General features: G+C 72.6%; 14 protein-coding genes. 10 read left to right on the top strand and 4 right to left on the bottom strand.

Going from position 1 to position 15,908, the window contains the following annotated elements:
• Position 1 precedes the first annotated feature (1 nt).
• From B9L22_RS16420 to B9L22_RS16410, 3 genes are read right to left on the bottom strand one after another with little or no spacing between them, the layout of a single operon-like run.
• The gene (locus tag B9L22_RS16420) at positions 2 to 934 is read right to left on the bottom strand and encodes a D-isomer specific 2-hydroxyacid dehydrogenase family protein (protein WP_086151176.1); all 933 of its coding nucleotides are present in this window, start codon (positions 932 to 934) and stop codon (positions 2 to 4) included.
• Entirely contained in the window at positions 931 to 3,246 is a 2,316-nt protein-coding gene (gene yicI / locus B9L22_RS16415; protein ID WP_086151175.1) for an alpha-xylosidase, read from the bottom strand. The genes B9L22_RS16420 and yicI overlap by 4 nt, the downstream gene beginning before the upstream one ends.
• Positions 3,247 to 3,290: 44 nt before the next feature.
• Positions 3,291 to 4,292 carry a LacI family DNA-binding transcriptional regulator gene (locus tag B9L22_RS16410; RefSeq protein WP_233140209.1) on the bottom strand — a complete coding sequence of 334 codons (1,002 nt, stop codon included), beginning with the start codon at positions 4,290 to 4,292 and terminating at the stop codon, positions 3,291 to 3,293.
• Positions 4,293 to 4,439: 147 nt separating this feature from the next.
• Here B9L22_RS16410 and B9L22_RS16405 point away from each other — a divergent pair, with 147 nt between their 5' ends.
• The 10 genes from B9L22_RS16405 (at position 4,440) to B9L22_RS16360 (ending at position 15,046) form a co-directional block, all read left to right on the top strand.
• Complete coding sequence (locus B9L22_RS16405) at positions 4,440 to 5,645, top strand: sugar ABC transporter substrate-binding protein (protein WP_233140197.1); 1,206 nt, start codon at positions 4,440 to 4,442, stop codon at positions 5,643 to 5,645.
• Between the two features lie 46 nt (positions 5,646 to 5,691).
• On the top strand, positions 5,692 to 6,651 hold the full coding sequence (locus B9L22_RS16400; RefSeq protein WP_086151172.1) for a carbohydrate ABC transporter permease: 960 nt from the start codon (positions 5,692 to 5,694) through the stop codon (positions 6,649 to 6,651).
• A 74-nt stretch (positions 6,652 to 6,725) separates the two neighbouring features.
• Positions 6,726 to 7,478, top strand: coding sequence for a carbohydrate ABC transporter permease (locus tag B9L22_RS16395; RefSeq protein ID WP_086151249.1), 753 nt, complete (start codon positions 6,726 to 6,728; stop codon positions 7,476 to 7,478).
• 117 nt (positions 7,479 to 7,595) lie between these two features.
• Positions 7,596 to 8,486, top strand: coding sequence for an SDR family oxidoreductase (locus tag B9L22_RS16390; RefSeq protein ID WP_086151171.1), 891 nt, complete (start codon positions 7,596 to 7,598; stop codon positions 8,484 to 8,486).
• A gap of 113 nt (positions 8,487 to 8,599) precedes the next feature.
• Positions 8,600 to 9,640 carry an adenosine deaminase gene (locus B9L22_RS16385; RefSeq protein WP_074809821.1) on the top strand — a complete coding sequence of 347 codons (1,041 nt, stop codon included), beginning with the start codon at positions 8,600 to 8,602 and terminating at the stop codon, positions 9,638 to 9,640.
• A gap of 346 nt (positions 9,641 to 9,986) precedes the next feature.
• The gene (gene murA, locus B9L22_RS16380) at positions 9,987 to 11,303 is read left to right on the top strand and encodes a UDP-N-acetylglucosamine 1-carboxyvinyltransferase (protein ID WP_021481138.1); all 1,317 of its coding nucleotides are present in this window, start codon (positions 9,987 to 9,989) and stop codon (positions 11,301 to 11,303) included.
• An 81-nt stretch (positions 11,304 to 11,384) separates the two neighbouring features.
• Entirely contained in the window at positions 11,385 to 12,665 is a 1,281-nt protein-coding gene (locus B9L22_RS16375; protein ID WP_051028166.1) for a sensor histidine kinase, read from the top strand.
• The gene (locus B9L22_RS16370; RefSeq protein ID WP_043654878.1) at positions 12,662 to 13,267 is read left to right on the top strand and encodes a response regulator transcription factor; all 606 of its coding nucleotides are present in this window, start codon (positions 12,662 to 12,664) and stop codon (positions 13,265 to 13,267) included. Before B9L22_RS16375 ends, B9L22_RS16370 begins: the two co-directional genes overlap by 4 nt.
• Before the next feature lie 31 nt (positions 13,268 to 13,298).
• Positions 13,299 to 14,024 carry a 1-acyl-sn-glycerol-3-phosphate acyltransferase gene (locus B9L22_RS16365; protein ID WP_034654564.1) on the top strand — a complete coding sequence of 242 codons (726 nt, stop codon included), beginning with the start codon at positions 13,299 to 13,301 and terminating at the stop codon, positions 14,022 to 14,024.
• Positions 14,021 to 15,046 (top strand): NAD(P)H-dependent glycerol-3-phosphate dehydrogenase, encoded by a 1,026-nt coding sequence (locus B9L22_RS16360; RefSeq protein ID WP_021482673.1) that lies wholly within the window; start codon positions 14,021 to 14,023, stop codon positions 15,044 to 15,046. Before B9L22_RS16365 ends, B9L22_RS16360 begins: the two co-directional genes overlap by 4 nt.
• 24 nt (positions 15,047 to 15,070) lie before the next feature.
• On the opposite strand, the gene B9L22_RS16355 is transcribed toward B9L22_RS16360, so the two are convergent.
• A complete protein-coding gene (locus tag B9L22_RS16355; RefSeq protein ID WP_198947323.1) occupies positions 15,071 to 15,793 on the bottom strand; it encodes a hypothetical protein in 723 nt (240 codons plus the stop codon).
• Between the last annotated feature and the right edge of the window lie 115 nt (positions 15,794 to 15,908).

Genomic DNA, 15,908 nt, shown 5'->3' with positions numbered 1-15,908 from the left:
GTCAGTACCCCGCGACGGGATCGACGACACCGACGAGGGTCTGGCCGGCGACGAACCGGCGGAGGTTCTCCTCGATCCGTGCGCGAAGCAGCGGCTCGATCATCTCGCGGGTGTCCGCGGTGTGCGGGGTCACCAGCGCCGTCGGCAGGTCCCACAGCGGGTGGCCGTCGGGCAACGGCTCCGGGTCCGTGACGTCGAGCGCTGCGCCGCCGAGACGGCCGGAGGTGAGTGCCGCGACGAGGGCGTCGGTGTCGACGAGCCCGCCGCGCGCGATGTTGACGAGCGCCGCGCCGGGCTTCATGACGGACAGCTCGGGAGCGCCCACCAGTGCGCGGGTCTGCGTCGTCAGGGCCGCCGCGACCACGACGACGTCCGCCCGGGAGAGCTCGTCGTGCAGGTGCTCCGTGGTGACCGTGCGCTCGGCGCCGGGCACCGGCTCGGCCCGGCGACGCACGACGACGTTGCGCGTGCCGAACGGTGCGAGCAGGTCGAGGAACGTCCGGGCGATGCCGCCGGCACCCAGCACGAGCACGCGCGCCCCGAACAGGGACGTCCCCGTCGGCTCGCCCCACGAGCGCGCGCGGGCGCGCTCCGGCAGGTGCCGGAGCGTCGCCAGCGTCAGGGCGAGCGCGTGCTCGGCCACAGGACGGGAGAACGCGCCCTTGGCGGAGGTCCAGGTGACGCCCGGCGCCTCGAGCAGGCCGCCGTCGACGTAGGAGTCGACGCCCGCCGACGGGAGCTGCACCCAGCGGCACCCGGGAGCGGAGGCCAGCGCCGCCCGCAGGTCGTCGAGCTCACCCCCGAACCAGAGCAGGGCATCCGTGCCCGGGCCGGGCGGGACGAGCCGTGCGCCCGCGGACGCCACGGCGTCCGGCAGCCAGGTCGGGGCCGGGTGCGGGACGCTCACGCCCGGAGCCGGGGACGCGCCGCTCATGCCCGCACCCGGGCGACGCCGTCCGCCGCGTCCGCGCGGTCGCCGCCCGCGACCGCGACCGCCCAGCCGGAGCCGAGCGACGACCGGGCGACGACGTCGTCGCCGTCCCGTCGCACGGTGAACGCGACGCTCGCGCCGTCGGTGCCGCGCACCTCGACGGTCCGCGACCAGCCGTCGTCGCCGGGGTGCACGAGCAGGGTGAGGCCGTCGAGGTGGTCGGCGTCGGGACGCTCCTCGTGCGCGCTGAGCGGGATCACGCCGCCGGGGCGCACGTACACGGGCAGGGAGTCGAAGTCGTGGTTCTCCCGCAGCCAGCGTCCCCCGACGACGCGTTCGCCGGAGAGCAGCCCGACCCACTCGCCCTCGGGCAGGTAGAGGTCGACGTGACCCTCGGCGTTGAACACCGGTGCCACCAGCAGGTCCGGCCCCAGCATGTACTGCCGGTCCAGGTGCGGCACCGCCGGGTCGGTGGGGAACTCCAGGAGCATGGGCCGCATCATCGGCGTGCCCGACCGGTGGGCCTCGCGGCCGGTGGCCACGAGGTACGGCGCGAGCCGGTTCTTGAACCGCGCGAACTTCCGGGTCACCGCCACGGCGCTCGTCGGGTCCGACTCGTCCTCCCCGAACATCCACGGGACGCGGTAGGACCCGCTGCCGTGCATGCGGCTGTGGCTGGAGAACAGGCCGAACGCCGTCCACCGCTTGAACACCCCGGCGTCGGGGGTCATCTCGAAGCCGCCGATGTCGTGGCTCCAGTAGCCGAACCCGCTGTACGCGAGCGACAGACCGCCCCGCAGCGACTCCGCCATGGACACGTACGACGCCGTGGAGTCGCCACCCCAGTGCACCGGGAACTGCTGGCCGCCCGCGGTCGCGGACCGGGCGAACAGCACGGCTTCGCCCACGCCGCGCTCCTCGACGAGCACCTCGTGGACCGCCTCGTTGTAGAGGTGGGTGTAGTAGTTGTGCATGCGCTCGGGGTCCGAGCCGTCGAAGTACGCGACGTCCACCGGGATCCGCTCGCCGAAGTCCGTCTTGAACGCGTCGACGCCCTGGCGCACGAGGACCCGCAGCTTGTCCTTGTACCAGGCCGTGGCATCCGGGTTGGTGAAGTCCACCAGCGCCATCCCGCCCTGCCAGCGGTCCCACTGCCAGACCGAGCCGTCGCGGCGCCGGACCAGGTAGCCGGCCGCCATACCTTCGTCGAACAGGGGCGACTGCTGCGCGATGTACGGGTTGATCCAGACGCAGACCCTCAGGTCGCGGTCGTGGAGCCGGGCGAGCATGCCCTCGGGGTCGGGGAACGTCCGGGCGTCCCACTCGAAGTCGCACCAGTTGAACTCGCGCATCCAGAAGCAGTCGAAGTGGAACAGGCTCAGCGGGATGTCCCGCTCCGCCATGCCGTCGATGAACGAGCTGACCGTCGCCTCGTCGTAGTCGGTGGTGAAGCTCGTCGAGAGCCAGAGGCCGTACGTCCAGGCGGGGACCTCGGCGGGGCGGCCGGTCAGCGCGGTGTAGCGCTCGAGGATCGTCTTGGGGTCCGGTCCGTAGATCACGAAGTAGTCGAGCGACTCGCCGAGCACCGAGAACTGCACCCGTTCCACGGCCTCGGAGCCCACCTCGAACGACACGTGCCCCGGGTCGTTGACGAAGACGCCGTACCCCGCGTTCGTCAGGTAGAACGGCACGTTCTTGTACGCCTGCTCGCTCGAGGTGCCGCCGTCGTAGTTCCAGATGTCGACGGTCTGGCCGTTCTTCACGACCGGGCCGAACCGCTCGCCCAAGCCGTAGACGAGCTCGCCCACGCCGAGGTCGAGCTGGTCGAACACGTAGCTGGTGCGTCCGTCGCGGCGCAGCTCGATCGGGCCGTGGTCCACGGAGGCGTCGGGCGCGACGTCGGCCCAGGCGACCGACTTGCCGCTCGACCCGGTGAGACGTCGCCCGCCGGCGTGGAACGACAGCTCCCAGGCCTTGCCGACCGACAGCCGGACGCTGAGGTCGCCGGTCCGGAGCGTGCCGACGCCGTCGATCGTGCTCGCGTCGCCGACGCCGTCGGCGACGTCCAGCTCGAAGCGCCGGGGCTCGACCTGGCCCCGGTGGTGCACGTGCTGCACGCGGACGACGTTCTCCGCCGGCGACGACACGGTCGTCGTGATCACGGGGTTGTTCAGGGTGTCACCGCGGTGCCGAACGGCTCTGGTCGGGGCGAGGGAGCGCAGGTGGGTGCCGTCGGTGACGACCCGGTCCACCTCACGGGCGTAGTGGATCGCGACGCCGGGGCGGGCGTGCCAGAAACCGTCGGTGAACTTCATGGTGCGGGGCCTTCCGGTGGTGCGGGTGTGGCGTCTGGGGGCCGTCAGCGGGGTGCGGCCGTGGATCCGACGAGCCGGAGCGTGCCGGGGAGCAGGTCGTGCGTCGGCGCGGCGGTCGGGTCCGTCAAGCGGTCGACGAGGCCGTCGACGCTGCGCGCGCCGAGCTCGGCGCCCGGCGCGACCACGGCGCTGACCGCCGGGTCGGCGGTCTCGAGGTCGGCGGCGGACGTCGCGAGCCCGAGGACGGAGACGTCGTCCGGGACGGTGCGCCCGGCGGCGACGAGCCCGTTCACGAACCCGGACAGCGCCAGCTCGTTGAGGACGAGGACGGCCGTCACGTCAGGGTGGTCTTCGGCCAGTGCGGTGGCGGCCCGCCGGCCCGAGCGCGGGTCCTGGGCGCTGCGGACCACGACCGGGTCGAGGCCTCGGCGCGCCGCCTCGGCCAGGTACGCCTGCTCGGTCCGGGCGACCGGGCCGTATCCCGACCATGCGGGGCCACCGGGATCGCCGAGGAACAGCGCGACCCGGCGGTGGCCGAGCTCGGTGAGGTGGTCGAGCCCGGTCGCGACCATGCCCGCGAAGTCCATGTCGACGTACGACAGCCCGGTCGTGTCCTCGGTCCGGCCGACGAGCCCGAAGTGCACGTCCCGCTCGACGAGCAGGGCGACGCGCGGGTCGTCGGCGGTGACCTCCATGAGCAGGACGCCGTCGACGAGTCCTCCGGACAGGTAGTCGTCGAGCTGGGCGACGTCGTCGACCGGCCAGAGCACCACGTTGAAGCCGCGCTCGGTGGCGGCGCGCGCGGCGGCCGTCACGATGCTCAGCGCGGTGCTGCCGAGGCGGTGCTGCAGCGCGGGGAAGACCAGCGCAACGATGTGGCTGCGCCGGCTCGCGAGGGCTCGGGCGAGCACGTTGCGGCGGTAGCCGAGATCGGCCATCGCCTCCTCGACACGGGCGCGGGTCGACGGCGCCACGCGCTTGGTCCCGTTGACGACGAACGAGACGGTCGTCAGGGAGACGCCGGCCCGGTCGGCCACGTCCTGCATGGTCACCACGGGGGACTCCTCGGGGCTCGGGAACGGTGCTGCGGCTCGATGATCACACAGTGCGACGTGTTGGTAAAGCGCTTTGACAGCGTCCGTCCGCCGTGTCTAACCTCGCCGTCACGAGAACCGAGCAAAGGAGCGAGGACTGTGCGACGAACCCGAACCGTCGTGGGCGCGGCGTCGGCCGCGGCCGTCGTCCTGGGACTGTCCGCGTGCAGCGGCGGGGCCCGTGCGGACGACGGGACGTTGGTCGTGACCGACACGCTGTCGGACACCAGCGCGCCGGTCTACCAGGAGGTCTACGACACCTGCGCCGCCGAGGTCGGCATGAAGGTACGGGCCAACCACGTGGCGGGCTCCGGCCTCATCGCCACCGTGCTCCAGCAGGCGTCGTCCGACACGCTCCCCGACGTCCTCATGCTCGACAACCCCGACGTCCAGCAGATCGCGTCGTCCGGAGCTCTGAGCCCGCTGACGGACTACGGCATGACGGGCGAGGGCTACCCGCAGGGCGTCGTCGACGCCGGCACGTACGACGGCGACCTCTACGGCGTGGCGCCGGTCGTCAACACGGTCGGGCTGTTCTACGACGTCGACGCCCTCGCCGAGGCCGAGGTGGAACCGCCCACCACCTGGGACGAGCTCCGGGCCGCGGCGGAGGCGCTGACGACCGACGACCGGTACGGCATCGCGTTCAGCGCCGCCAACACCTTCGAGGGCACCTGGCAGTTCCTGCCCTACTTCTGGTCCAACGGGGCGAACGAGGACGACCTCACGTCGCCCGAGGCGGTCCAGGCGCTGTCCTTCGTCAACGGCCTCGTGCAGGACGGGTTCGCCTCGTCCAGCGTCGTCAACTGGTCCCAGAACGACGTGAACGACCAGTTCATCGCGGGCAAGGCCGCGATGATGGTCAACGGCCCGTGGAACATGCCTGCGCTCGAGGCCGCCGAGGACCTCGACTACGCGGCCGTGCCGCTGCCCGTCGCGGAGCCGGGGGACACGCTCCAGGCGCCGCTGGGCGGCGAGGCGTTCACCGTCCCGCGCACGGGGAACCCCGACAAGATGGCAAAGGCCGGGAAGTTCGTCGCGTGCGTCACCCGCGGCGAGCACCAGCTGGTCATGGCGACCGGGCGGGGTGCCGTCCCGTCGGACACCGGGGCGGCGGCCGAGGCGGCCGCGAAGAACGACGTCGTCGCCACGTTCGTCGACACCGTGCAGACCGCGCGCTCCCGGACCGCGCTGCTCGGGCCCGACTGGCCGCGCGCCGCGACCCAGATCTACACCGCCCAGCAGCTCGCGCTGACCGGTAGCGAGACCCCCGCGGCCGCCCTCGAGCGGGCGGCGGAGAACTGATGCGCACGCCGACGTCGCGCACGTCGTCACCGAGGAAGGACGGACGATGACCACCACCCTCGCCGCCGGACGGGCGCCCGTCGTCGCGGCCGGCCCCGGCCCCGCGGCCCGGCGCCGCCGCGCCCGGACGCGGGAACGGGCCACCCAGTGGCTGTTCCTCGTCCCCGCGATCGTCTACGTGCTCGTGTTCTTCGGGTACCCGATCGTCAAGAACCTCGTCATGGGGTCCCAGGACTACACGGTGAGGACGTTCGTCTCGGGCGAGGCACCCTGGGTCGGCCTCGACAACTACGCCGAGGTCGTCTCGAGCGGCGTCTTCCGGACGACGGTCGTCAACACCGCCCTGTTCACCGTGGGCTCGCTCGTCGGTCAGTTCGTCATCGGCCTGCTGTTCGCCCTGTTCTTCAAGCGGCGGTTCCCGCTGGGGAACGTGCTCCGCTCCCTGCTCCTGCTGCCGTGGCTGCTGCCCATGATCGCGGGCACCGCGGTGTGGAAGTGGATCCTCGACCAGGACGGCGGCGTCCTCAACGAGGCGCTGCGGGCGGTCGGTGTCATCGATGCGCCGATCCACTGGCTCACCAGCCCGGACGTCGCCCTGGTCGCGGTCGTCCTGGTGAACGTCTGGGTCGGCATCCCCTTCAACATGACCCTGCTGTACTCGGGGCTGCAGAACATCCCCGACGAGCTCTACGAGGCCGGTGCCCTCGACGGCGCCACCGGCGCGAAGGCGTTCTGGCACATCACGTGGCCCAACCTGCGCCCCGTCGTCAGCGTCGTCCTCGTGCTCGGGGTCATCTACACCCTCAAGGTGCTGGACATCATCCTGGGCCTGACCGGCGGAGGGCCCGCCAACGCCACCCAGACCCTGGCGACCGACTCCTACCGTCGCTCGTTCCAGGAGTTCTCCTTCGGCACCGGGGCGGCGGTGAGCAACATCCTCATCGTCGTGTCGCTGCTCTTCGCCGTCGTGTACCTGCGCGTCAACCGACGCGCCGTGGATGAGTGAGGATCATCGTGAAGCAGACCATCGCCGTCCGACAGCTTCGATACACGGTCGTCGGGATCGTGATCCTCGTGCTCATGCTGTTCCCCGTCTACTGGATGGTCAACGTCTCCCTCCAGGGCGGCGGCACGGCAGCGAACAGCACGTTCTTCCCGACCGACATCACGTTCGACGGATACCGGCGCGCGTGGGAGGACCAGACGGGCAACCTCGTCACGAGCATGATCGTGGCGCTCGGTGCGGTGGCGGTGTCGCTGGTGGTGGCCACACCCGCGGCCTACGCGTTGTCGCGGTTCCGCCTGCGCGGCATGGGGGTCTTCCTCTTCGTGCTCCTCCTGGCGCAGATGATCCCGGGCATCGTCATCGCGAACTCCCTCTACACGCTGTTCAACGACCTGGGTCTCCTGAACACCTACGTGGGCCTCGTCCTCGCGAACGCCACCCATGGCATCCCGTTCGCGATCATCATCATGAGCGCGTTCATGCGGTCCATCCCCCCGGCGCTCACCGAGGCGGCACGGGTCGACGGCGCCGGTCACCTCCGAGCGTTCTGGTCGATCATCGTCCCGGTCAGCAAGAACTCCCTCATCACGGCAGGTCTCTTCAGCTTCCTGTTCGCGTGGAGCGACTTCATGTTCGGGCTCACCCTCACGACGGGCGCCGACATCAAGCCCATCACGCTCGGCATCTACGACTACCTCCAGGGCAACGTGCAGAGCTGGGGGCCTGTCATGGCGAGCGCCGTGATCTCCGCCGTGCCCGCCGTCGTGCTGCTGGTCCTCGCGCAGAAGTACATCGCCGCCGGCGCGCTCGGTGGCGCGGTGAAGTGACGCGCGAGCCGTCGCCACCACCGACGGGATCGCTCCAGCCACCCGGCGGCGCGCTGCGAGCGCGCGCGGACGCCCCCATGCTGGACGTTCCGCCGAACGACGACAGGGGAGTTGCTCATGTCCGACCAGACCACGCCGCAGGACCCCACGACGCAGGAGCCGCAGCCGGAGCAGCCCGCCGACCAGCTCCAGCCGCCGGGACGCACGGGCGACATGTCGCAGGAGCCGGACCACGGGGAGACCACCTACCGGGGGTCGGGCCGGCTCGGCGGGAAGCGGGCGCTGATCACCGGCGGCGACTCGGGCATCGGCCGGGCGGTCGCGATCGCCTTCGCGCGCGAGGGCGCGGACGTCGCGATCTCGTACCTCCCGGAAGAGGAGGAGGACGCCCGCACGACGGCCCGGTGGATCGAGGACGCGGGCCGCACGGCTGTGCTGCTGCCGGGCGACATCCGCGACGAGGAGTTCTGCCGGCAGCTCGTCGCGGACGCCGTCGCGGGCCTCGGTGGGCTCGACGTGCTGGTGAACAACGCCGCGTACCAGATGGCGCAGGACGAGGGCCTGCGGGGGATCACGACCGAGCAGCTCGACCGGGTCCTCAAGACGAACGTCTACGCGCTGTTCTGGATCACGCAGGCGGCGCTCGACCACCTGCCCAGCGGCGGCGCGATCATCAACACGACCTCCGTCCAGGCGTTCGACCCGAGCCCTCCGCTGCTCGACTACGCCAGCACCAAGGCGGCGATCCTCAACTTCACCAAGGGGCTGGCGCAGCAGCTCGCGCCCGAGGGCATCCGCGTCAACGCCGTGGCGCCCGGGCCGATCTGGACGCCGCTCATCCCGGCCACGATGCCGGAGGAGAAGGTCGAGCAGTTCGGTGCCGACACGCCGCTCGGCCGTGCCGGGCAGCCCGCCGAGCTCGCGCCGGCGTACGTGTTCTTCGCCTCGCAGGAGTCGAGCTACATCACCGGCGACCGCATCGGCGTGACCGGCGGTCGGCTGCTCTGACGGGTTCTCCCGTCCCCGGCGCGATCCAGGCGGCGGCCACCCACCCGGGTGCGCCGCCGTCGTCGTGCCCGGGGGAAGATGGTCCCGGGGGACACCGACCGAGAAGGAGACCCATGCCCGCGCCCACGACGCCCACCCGCGAGTTCGTCACCGGCCTGCCGAAGGCCGAGCTGCACCTGCACCTGGAGGGCACGCTCGAGCCCGACCTCAAGCTGCGCCTCGCGCAGCGCAACGGCATCGACATCGGCCAGTCGACGGTCGAGGAGGTGCGCGCGACGTACGCGTTCGACTCCCTGACGAGCTTCCTCGCCGTGTACTACCCGGCGATGGAGGTGCTGCAGACCGCGGACGACTTCTACGAGCTCGCCGACGCCTACCTCGCCCGCGCGGCGGCGGACGGCGTGAAGCACGCCGAGATGTTCTTCGACCCGCAGGCGCACACGTCGCGCGGCGTGCCGTTCGAGGCGGTCGTGACGGGGTACCACCGCGCCGCGGCCGAGGCGCCGAGCAAGCACGGCATCGACGCGCACCTCATCCTGTGCTTCCTGCGCGACCACTCCGCGCAGAGCGCGGCCGAGACGCTCGAGGCGTCGGTGCCGTTCCGCGACAAGATCCTGGGCGTCGGGCTCGACTCCGACGAGCGCGACAACCCGCCGCAGAAGTTCGCGGACGTGTTCGCGCGCGCCCGCGAGCTGGGGTACCGGCTGACGATGCACTGCGACATCGACCAGGTCGGCAGCATCGACAACATCCGGACCGTGCTCGACGAGATCGGCGTGGACCGGGTGGACCACGGCACGAACGTCGTGGAGGACCCGGCGCTCGTCGACGTCGTGCGCGAGCGTGGGCTGGGCCTCACGACGTGCCCGATCTCGAACTCGTTCGTCACCGACGACATGAAGGCGACCGAGATCGCCGGCCTGCTGCGCTCGGGCGTGCGCGTCACCGTGAACTCCGACGACCCGGCGTACTTCGGCGGCTACGTCGCGGAGAACTACGTCGCGCTCGCGGAGGCGGCGGGCCTCACGACGGAGGAGGTCGTGCAGCTCGCGAGGAACTCGTTCGAGGCGTCGTGGCTCGGCGACTCGCAGCGCGCGGCCTACCTCGCCGAGATCGACCGGTACGTCGCGGCGTTCGACGCGACCGCCGTCTGACCCGATCCCGCCGCACCGAGGGGAGCCCGGCCCGCCGAGGTAGAGGCGTGGTCACGACCACGCCTCTACCTCGCGCGACCGGGGCTCTCCCTCGCGCGATGGAGGCTCTGTCTCGCGGTTCTGGGCGCTCGTCCCGCGCGGACGTACCGGGGAGTAACGTGTCGGGGACGGCCGCCGCCGTCGGTTCGGCGGCGAGCACCCCCGCAGGGGGTGAATAATCTCCGGGTGCCGCACGTTGGCACGCACGGGACCCGCGCGCGCGGAACGGCCGTCCGCGGCCCCGCACGCGGGCCCTGCCCGCAGGGGCACCACGACCATCGGCTTGGCGAGAGGGCGACCAGAGCTCATGAAGGATGTGCTGTACGTCGACGGCGGGACCCCGCTGGACGGGACGATCACCGTGCGCGGCGCGAAGAACTTCGTGTCGAAGGCGATGGTGGCGTCGTTGCTGGGGGAGTCGCCGAGCGTGCTGCGCAACGTGCCGCAGATCCGCGACGTGGGCGTCGTGACGGGGCTGCTGGAGCTGCACGGCGTCACCGTGAAGTCCGACCCGGACGCGGGGATCCTCGACCTGGACCCGTCGAACGTCGAGTCGGCGCACGTCGCGGACATCGACGCGCACGCGGGCTCGAGCCGCATCCCCATCCTGTTCTGCGGCCCGCTGCTGCACCGTCTCGGTGAGGCGTTCATCCCGGACCTGGGCGGCTGCCGGATCGGCGACCGGCCGATCAACTACCACCTGGACATCCTGCGCCAGTTCGGTGCGGTGGTGGACAAGCGGGAGAACGGCATCCACATCCGTGCCCCGCGCCGCCTCCAGGGCACGAAGATCGCGCTGCCGTACCCGTCGGTGGGGGCGACCGAGCAGCTCCTGCTGACCGCGGTGCGCGCCGAGGGCATCACGGAGCTCGCGAACGCCGCGATCGAGCCCGAGATCATGGACCTCATCGCGGTGCTCCAGAAGATGGGCGCGATCATCTCGGTCGACACCGACCGCGTGATCCGCATCGAGGGCGTCGACCGCCTCGACGGCTACACGCACACCGCGCTCGGCGACCGCATCGAGGCGGCCTCGTGGGCGTCGGCCGCGCTGGCGACGGGCGGCGACATCACGGTCAAGGGCGCGACGCAGCCCGAGATGATGATGTTCCTCAACACGTTCCGGAAGGTCGGCGGCCGGTTCGACGTCCAGGACGACGGCATCCGGTTCTGGCACCCGGGCGGCGACCTGTCGCCGATCGTGCTCGAGACGGACGTGCACCCGGGCTTCATGACGGACTGGCAGCAGCCGCTCGTCGTGGCGCTCACCCAGGCCAAGGGCCTGTCGATCGTGCACGAGACGGTCTACGAGAACCGCTTCGGCTTCACGGACGCGCTGCGCGGCATGGGCGCGACCATCCAGGTCTACAAGGAGTGCCTGGGCGGGCGCGACTGCCGGTTCGGGCAGCGCAACTTCCACCACTCCGCGGTCATCTCGGGCCCGACGCCGCTCACCGCGGCCGACATCGAGGTACCCGACCTGCGCGGCGGCTTCTCCCACCTCATCGCCGCGCTCGCCGCGAAGGGCACGTCGACCGTGCGCGGCATCAGCCTCATCGACCGCGGCTACGAGAACTTCCAGGACAAGCTGGTCGCGCTCGGCGCGGACGTCCGCCGGGACTGAGCCGTCCACGGGTGCCCGGGGCACCCACCTCATGACGACTGTCACGGCCTCGCACGCGGTCCGCGTGCGAGGCTGGTCGTCGTGATCACCCGACCGCGCACGTTCCTCGACGTGTGGAGCCGTCGGACCGGCCCCGAACGGTTCGACTCCTACACCCGATGGTCGCTCTACTTCCTCTCGGGGACCGAGCCCTTCATCGCGCTCGCCCTCATCGGGAGCGACCGGACGTTCGACCCGTCGGTGGCGCGGTTCTGGCTGGCGCTCGTCCTCGTGCACACGGTCGTCTGCATCCTCACGCTGCGCGCCGGGATCGGGCACTTCCTCGGCGGACGCCGCGTCCACCCGGTGCTGCTCGTCCTCCTCGGGGTCCTCTCGCTCGCGGTCGCCGCGCTCGCCGTCGGCACCTTCCCCGTGGACGGCGCCGACGACGTCGCCGCGAGCGGCCGCTACTACGCGATGCTCCTGGGCCTCGGGTACGGGGTGCTGGCGCTCGTCCCCCTGCTCACCTTCCGGCGGGTCGCGCTCGTCGCGCTGGTCCTCGCCGTCGTCACCGGGTGCTCCGTGTGGATGGGCACCGGGCCTGTGACGGCGCGGACGGCGGGCATGGCGGTGGGCCTCGGCCTCTCGGTCCTGGTCATGCTGCTCGGCGTCTTCGGCTCGTACCGCGCCTCGGTCTGGATGCTCGGCGTCGTGTGGGAGCAGGAGCGCACGCGCGTGCTCCACGCCCGCCTCGCCGTCGCGGAGGAGCGGCTGCGGTTCTCGCGCGACCTGCACGACGTCTTCGGGCGCACCCTGTCCGTGGTCGCCGTGAAGAGCGAGCTCGCGGCGGAGCTCGCGGCCCGCGGCCGCCCCGGCGCCGAGGAGCAGATGCTCGAGGTCCGTCGCATCGCGCAGGACGCGCTGCGCGAGGTGCGCGCCGTCGTCGCGGGCTACCGCACGGCCGACCTCGGCGCCGAGCTGGCCGGGGCGCGGTCCGTCCTGCGGTCCGCCGGGATCGAGACGACCGTGCACGGCGACGAGACCCCCGTGGGCGAGGACGCGCAGGAGGCGCTCGCGTGGGCGGTCCGGGAGGCCGTGACGAACGTCGTGCGGCACTCGACCGCGCGCACCTGCACCATCACGGTCCACCGCGACGGGGCGTCGAGCGTCGTGGAGGTCGTCAACGACGGCGTCCCGACGGCGCCGCGCACCGGCGGCGGGTCGGGCCTCGTCGGGCTCCGCGAACGACTGGAGGGCGCCGGCGGTCGCCTCGAGACGTGGGTCGACGACGGGCGGTTCGGGCTCGTGGCCCGCGTGCCCGACGCCGCCCGTCCCCACCGCACGTCCCCGTCCCCGCTCCCCGAGAGGACCACCCCGGCGTGATCCGCATCCTGCTCGCCGACGACGAGAACCTCATCCGCGACGCCGTCGCGTCGCTCCTCGCGCTCGAGGACGACCTCGAGATCGTGGCGCAGGCGGCGTCCGGCCCCGAGGCCGTCGCGGCCGCGCTCAAGCTCCGGCCCGACGTCGCCGTGCTCGACCTCCAGATGCCGGGCCTCGACGGCGTCGAGGTCGCGCAGCGGCTCGCCGGCGAGCTGCCGTCGTGCGGCGTCGTCATCGTCACGAGCCACGGACGCCCGGGCTACCTCAAGCGCGCGCTCGAGGCGGGCGCGCGGGGCTTCCTGCCGAAGACCGTCTCGGCGCGCGTCCTCGCGGACGTCGTGCGCCAGGTGCGCGACGGCGGCCGCTACGTGGACCCGGAGCTCGCCGCGGAGGCGATCGCCGCGGGCGCGAGCCCGCTCACGCCGCGCGAGGCCGACGTGCTCGAGCTCGCCGCGGACGGCGCCCCCGTCGAGGAGATCGCGACGCGCGCCCACCTCGCGCCCGGCACGGTGCGCAACTACCTCTCGTCCGCGGCGGCCAAGCTGGGCGCCGCGAACCGGCACGAGGCCGCGCACGCCGCGCGGCGGCACGGCTGGATCTGAGGGCGGGCCCCGCCCGGTAGGCTCGGTGACCGTGCCGAGCCAGCCCCAGACCCCGCGCGCGTACAAGACCTTGGCGTTCCTGCTGCGCCCGATCCTGTTCGCGATCACCCGACGCGACTGGCGGGGTGCCGAGAACCTGCCCGACGGCGGGTTCATCGCCGCCGCCAACCACGTCACCGAGGTCGACCCGGTGACGCTCGCGCACTTCCTCTACGACCAGGGCCGCGCCCCCAAGATCACGGCGAAGGCGTCGCTCTGGAAGGTGCCCGTGCTCGGCGGCCTCCTCACCCGTACCGGGATGATCCCCGTGCACCGCGGCACCGCGGGCGCCGCGCAGTCGCTCGTGGACTCCACCGCCCGGCTCGACGAGGGCGAGTGCGTCGTGTTCTTCCCCGAGGGCACGCTCACGCGCGACCCGGACGGCTGGCCCATGGTGGGCAAGACGGGCGTCGCGCGCCTCGCGCTCACGAGCCGGGCGCCCGTCGTCCCCATCGCCCAGTGGGGCGCGCACCGGCTCCTCGCGCCGTACGGCAAGGTGTTCAAGCCGATCCCGCCCAAGCAGGTCGCGGTCCACGCGGGGCCGCCCGTCGACCTCTCCGACCTCTACGACCGCCCGCAGGACACCGCGACGCTGCGCGAGGCGACCGAGCGCATCATGGCCGCGATCACGAGCCAGCTCGAGGAGATCCGCGGGGAGCAGGCGCCCGCTGAGCGGTTCGACCTGCGCCGTCGGCCCGGGACGGAGGACCGCGCGTGAGCGCCGAGCGCATCGTCGCCGCCGTCCTCGGGTCCGGCAGCTGGGGCACCACGTTCGCCGCCGTCCTGGCCGACGCCGGGTGCGAGGTACGCCTCTGGGGCCGCGACGCCGAGGTCGCCGAGCAGGTGAACACCTCGCGCCGCAACGAGAAGCGGCTGCCGGGCATCGACCTCCCCGAGGGGATCCGCGCCACGACCGACGCGGCCGAGGCGCTCGCGGGCGCCGGGCTCGTCGTCGTCGCGGTGCCCTCCCAGGTCGCGCGCGAGACGCTCACCGAGCTCCGCCCGCACGTGGCGCCCGACGCGGTCGCGGTGTCCCTCATGAAGGGCGTCGAGCTGAGCACCGACCGGCGCATGAGCGAGGTCGTCGCGGAGTCGCTCGGCCTGGCTCCCGAGCGCGTCGCCGTGGTCTCGGGGCCGAACCTCGCGCGGGAGATCGCGCACCGGCAGCCGACGGCGACCGTCGTGTCGTGCGCCGACGACGACGTGGCGCGCTACGTGGCGCGCGCGTGCTCGTCGTCGTACTTCCGCCCGTACACCAACCGGGACGTGGTCGGCGTCGAGCTGTGCGGCGCGGTGAAGAACGTCATCGCGCTCGCCGTGGGCATCGCCCAGGGCCGCGGGTTCGGCTACAACACGACCGCCACCGTCATCACGCGCGGCCTGGTCGAGATCACGCGCCTCGGGCTCGCGCTCGGGGCGGACGCCGAGACGTTCCCCGGGCTCGCGGGCATGGGCGACCTCGTCGCGACGTGCTCGTCGCCGCTCTCGCGCAACCACACGCTGGGCAAGCACATCGGCCAGGGGCTGAGCCTCGACGACGCGATCGCCGCGACCGGCGGCACGGCGGAGGGCGTGAAGTCGTGCCGCTCGGTGCTCGAGCTCGCGCGCAAGGTCGGTGTGGAGATGCCCATCACGGCGGGCGTCGTCGCGGTGCTCCACGAGGGCATGCCCGTCGACGAGATGGCGCGTGGCCTGCTGTCCCGGCCGCAGAAGGCCGAGGGCGTCTCGGCGGAGCGCTGAGGCCCTCGGCCTCCGGACGGGCCGTCAGCCGTCGTCGCGGACGTCGACGACGACGCGGGTCGGGTCCTCGAGCGAGAACACCCGGAACGGGCGCTGCTCGTCGTCGACCCCGACGAACGCCTGTGTGTACCCCTCGAACACGCCGCGCAGCAGGACCTCCTCGACCTCGCCGCCGTCCTCGGCCCGGACGGGGTTGGGGCCTGCGTACTCCTCGACCCCGGTGTCCATGGGGTATCCCGAGCCGGAGATCATGACCTGCAGGTAGGCGTCGCCGTCGACGGCGACGACGTCGCCCTTGCCGTCGTCCGTCGGCTGGTCCACGTACTCGACCCGCCACCCGGGCGTCCCCGTGCCGCCGAGCTCGAAGACGACCCGGTCGAACCCGTCGTGGTGCCCGACCCGGACGTCCGTCACCGTGAGCGCGGCGTCCGCGGACGGGTCCTGCGTGTCCGGCTCGGTGTTCGCGGGGAACGGCAGCGGTGCCTCCGTCGCGTCGTCCAACGGCGTGGACGCGCCGTCGGTCGGCTCGGCACCGGGCTCCGGGGTGGTGCTCGGGGAGTCGGTCGGGCTGGGCGACGCGCTCGTCGCGGTGCTCGACGGGGAGGGCGAGTCGTCCGACCCGCCGGGGCTGCACGCCGCGAGCGCGAGGACGAGGACCGCGCCGGCGACGGCGGCCGGCCGCCGCCCGGGCGCCGCACCGTCCGTCGGTCGTGCCCGCCGCGTCCGCACCGCTCGTCGTGTCGTCATGCGGTCGATCCTAGAAACCCCAGGTCACGCGCGCGCGGCGGGCGGGCCACGGTCCGGCGACGGTCGTGTCACGGCCCGGTCTCGGGGACCGCGCACCCTGTCCTGATGAGGTGGC

Origin of the sequence: Cellulosimicrobium sp. KWT-B (assembly GCF_002127155.1) — a bacterium.
Classification (GTDB): domain Bacteria; phylum Actinomycetota; class Actinomycetes; order Actinomycetales; family Cellulomonadaceae; genus Cellulosimicrobium; species Cellulosimicrobium funkei.
The sequence above is the reverse complement of the archived record's forward strand: the minus strand, read 5'-3'. Positions and strand labels throughout refer to the sequence as shown.

Excerpts from the sequence above, each read along its gene's own strand:
- B9L22_RS16385 (WP_074809821.1), top strand. The coding sequence starts at position 8,600 with ATGCCCGCGCCCACGACGCCCACCCGCGAGTTCGTCACCGGCCTGCCG.
- B9L22_RS16420 (WP_086151176.1), bottom strand. The coding sequence starts at position 934 with ATGAGCGGCGCGTCCCCGGCTCCGGGCGTGAGCGTCCCGCACCCGGCC.
- murA (WP_021481138.1), top strand. The coding sequence starts at position 9,987 with ATGAAGGATGTGCTGTACGTCGACGGCGGGACCCCGCTGGACGGGACG.
- B9L22_RS16410 (WP_233140209.1), bottom strand. The coding sequence starts at position 4,292 with ATGCAGGACGTGGCCGACCGGGCCGGCGTCTCCCTGACGACCGTCTCG.
- B9L22_RS16355 (WP_198947323.1), bottom strand. The coding sequence starts at position 15,793 with ATGACGACACGACGAGCGGTGCGGACGCGGCGGGCACGACCGACGGAC.
- yicI (WP_086151175.1), bottom strand. The coding sequence starts at position 3,246 with ATGAAGTTCACCGACGGTTTCTGGCACGCCCGCCCCGGCGTCGCGATC.
- B9L22_RS16395 (WP_086151249.1), top strand. The coding sequence starts at position 6,726 with ATGCTGTTCCCCGTCTACTGGATGGTCAACGTCTCCCTCCAGGGCGGC.
- B9L22_RS16400 (WP_086151172.1), top strand. The coding sequence starts at position 5,692 with ATGACCACCACCCTCGCCGCCGGACGGGCGCCCGTCGTCGCGGCCGGC.
- B9L22_RS16390 (WP_086151171.1), top strand. The coding sequence starts at position 7,596 with ATGTCCGACCAGACCACGCCGCAGGACCCCACGACGCAGGAGCCGCAG.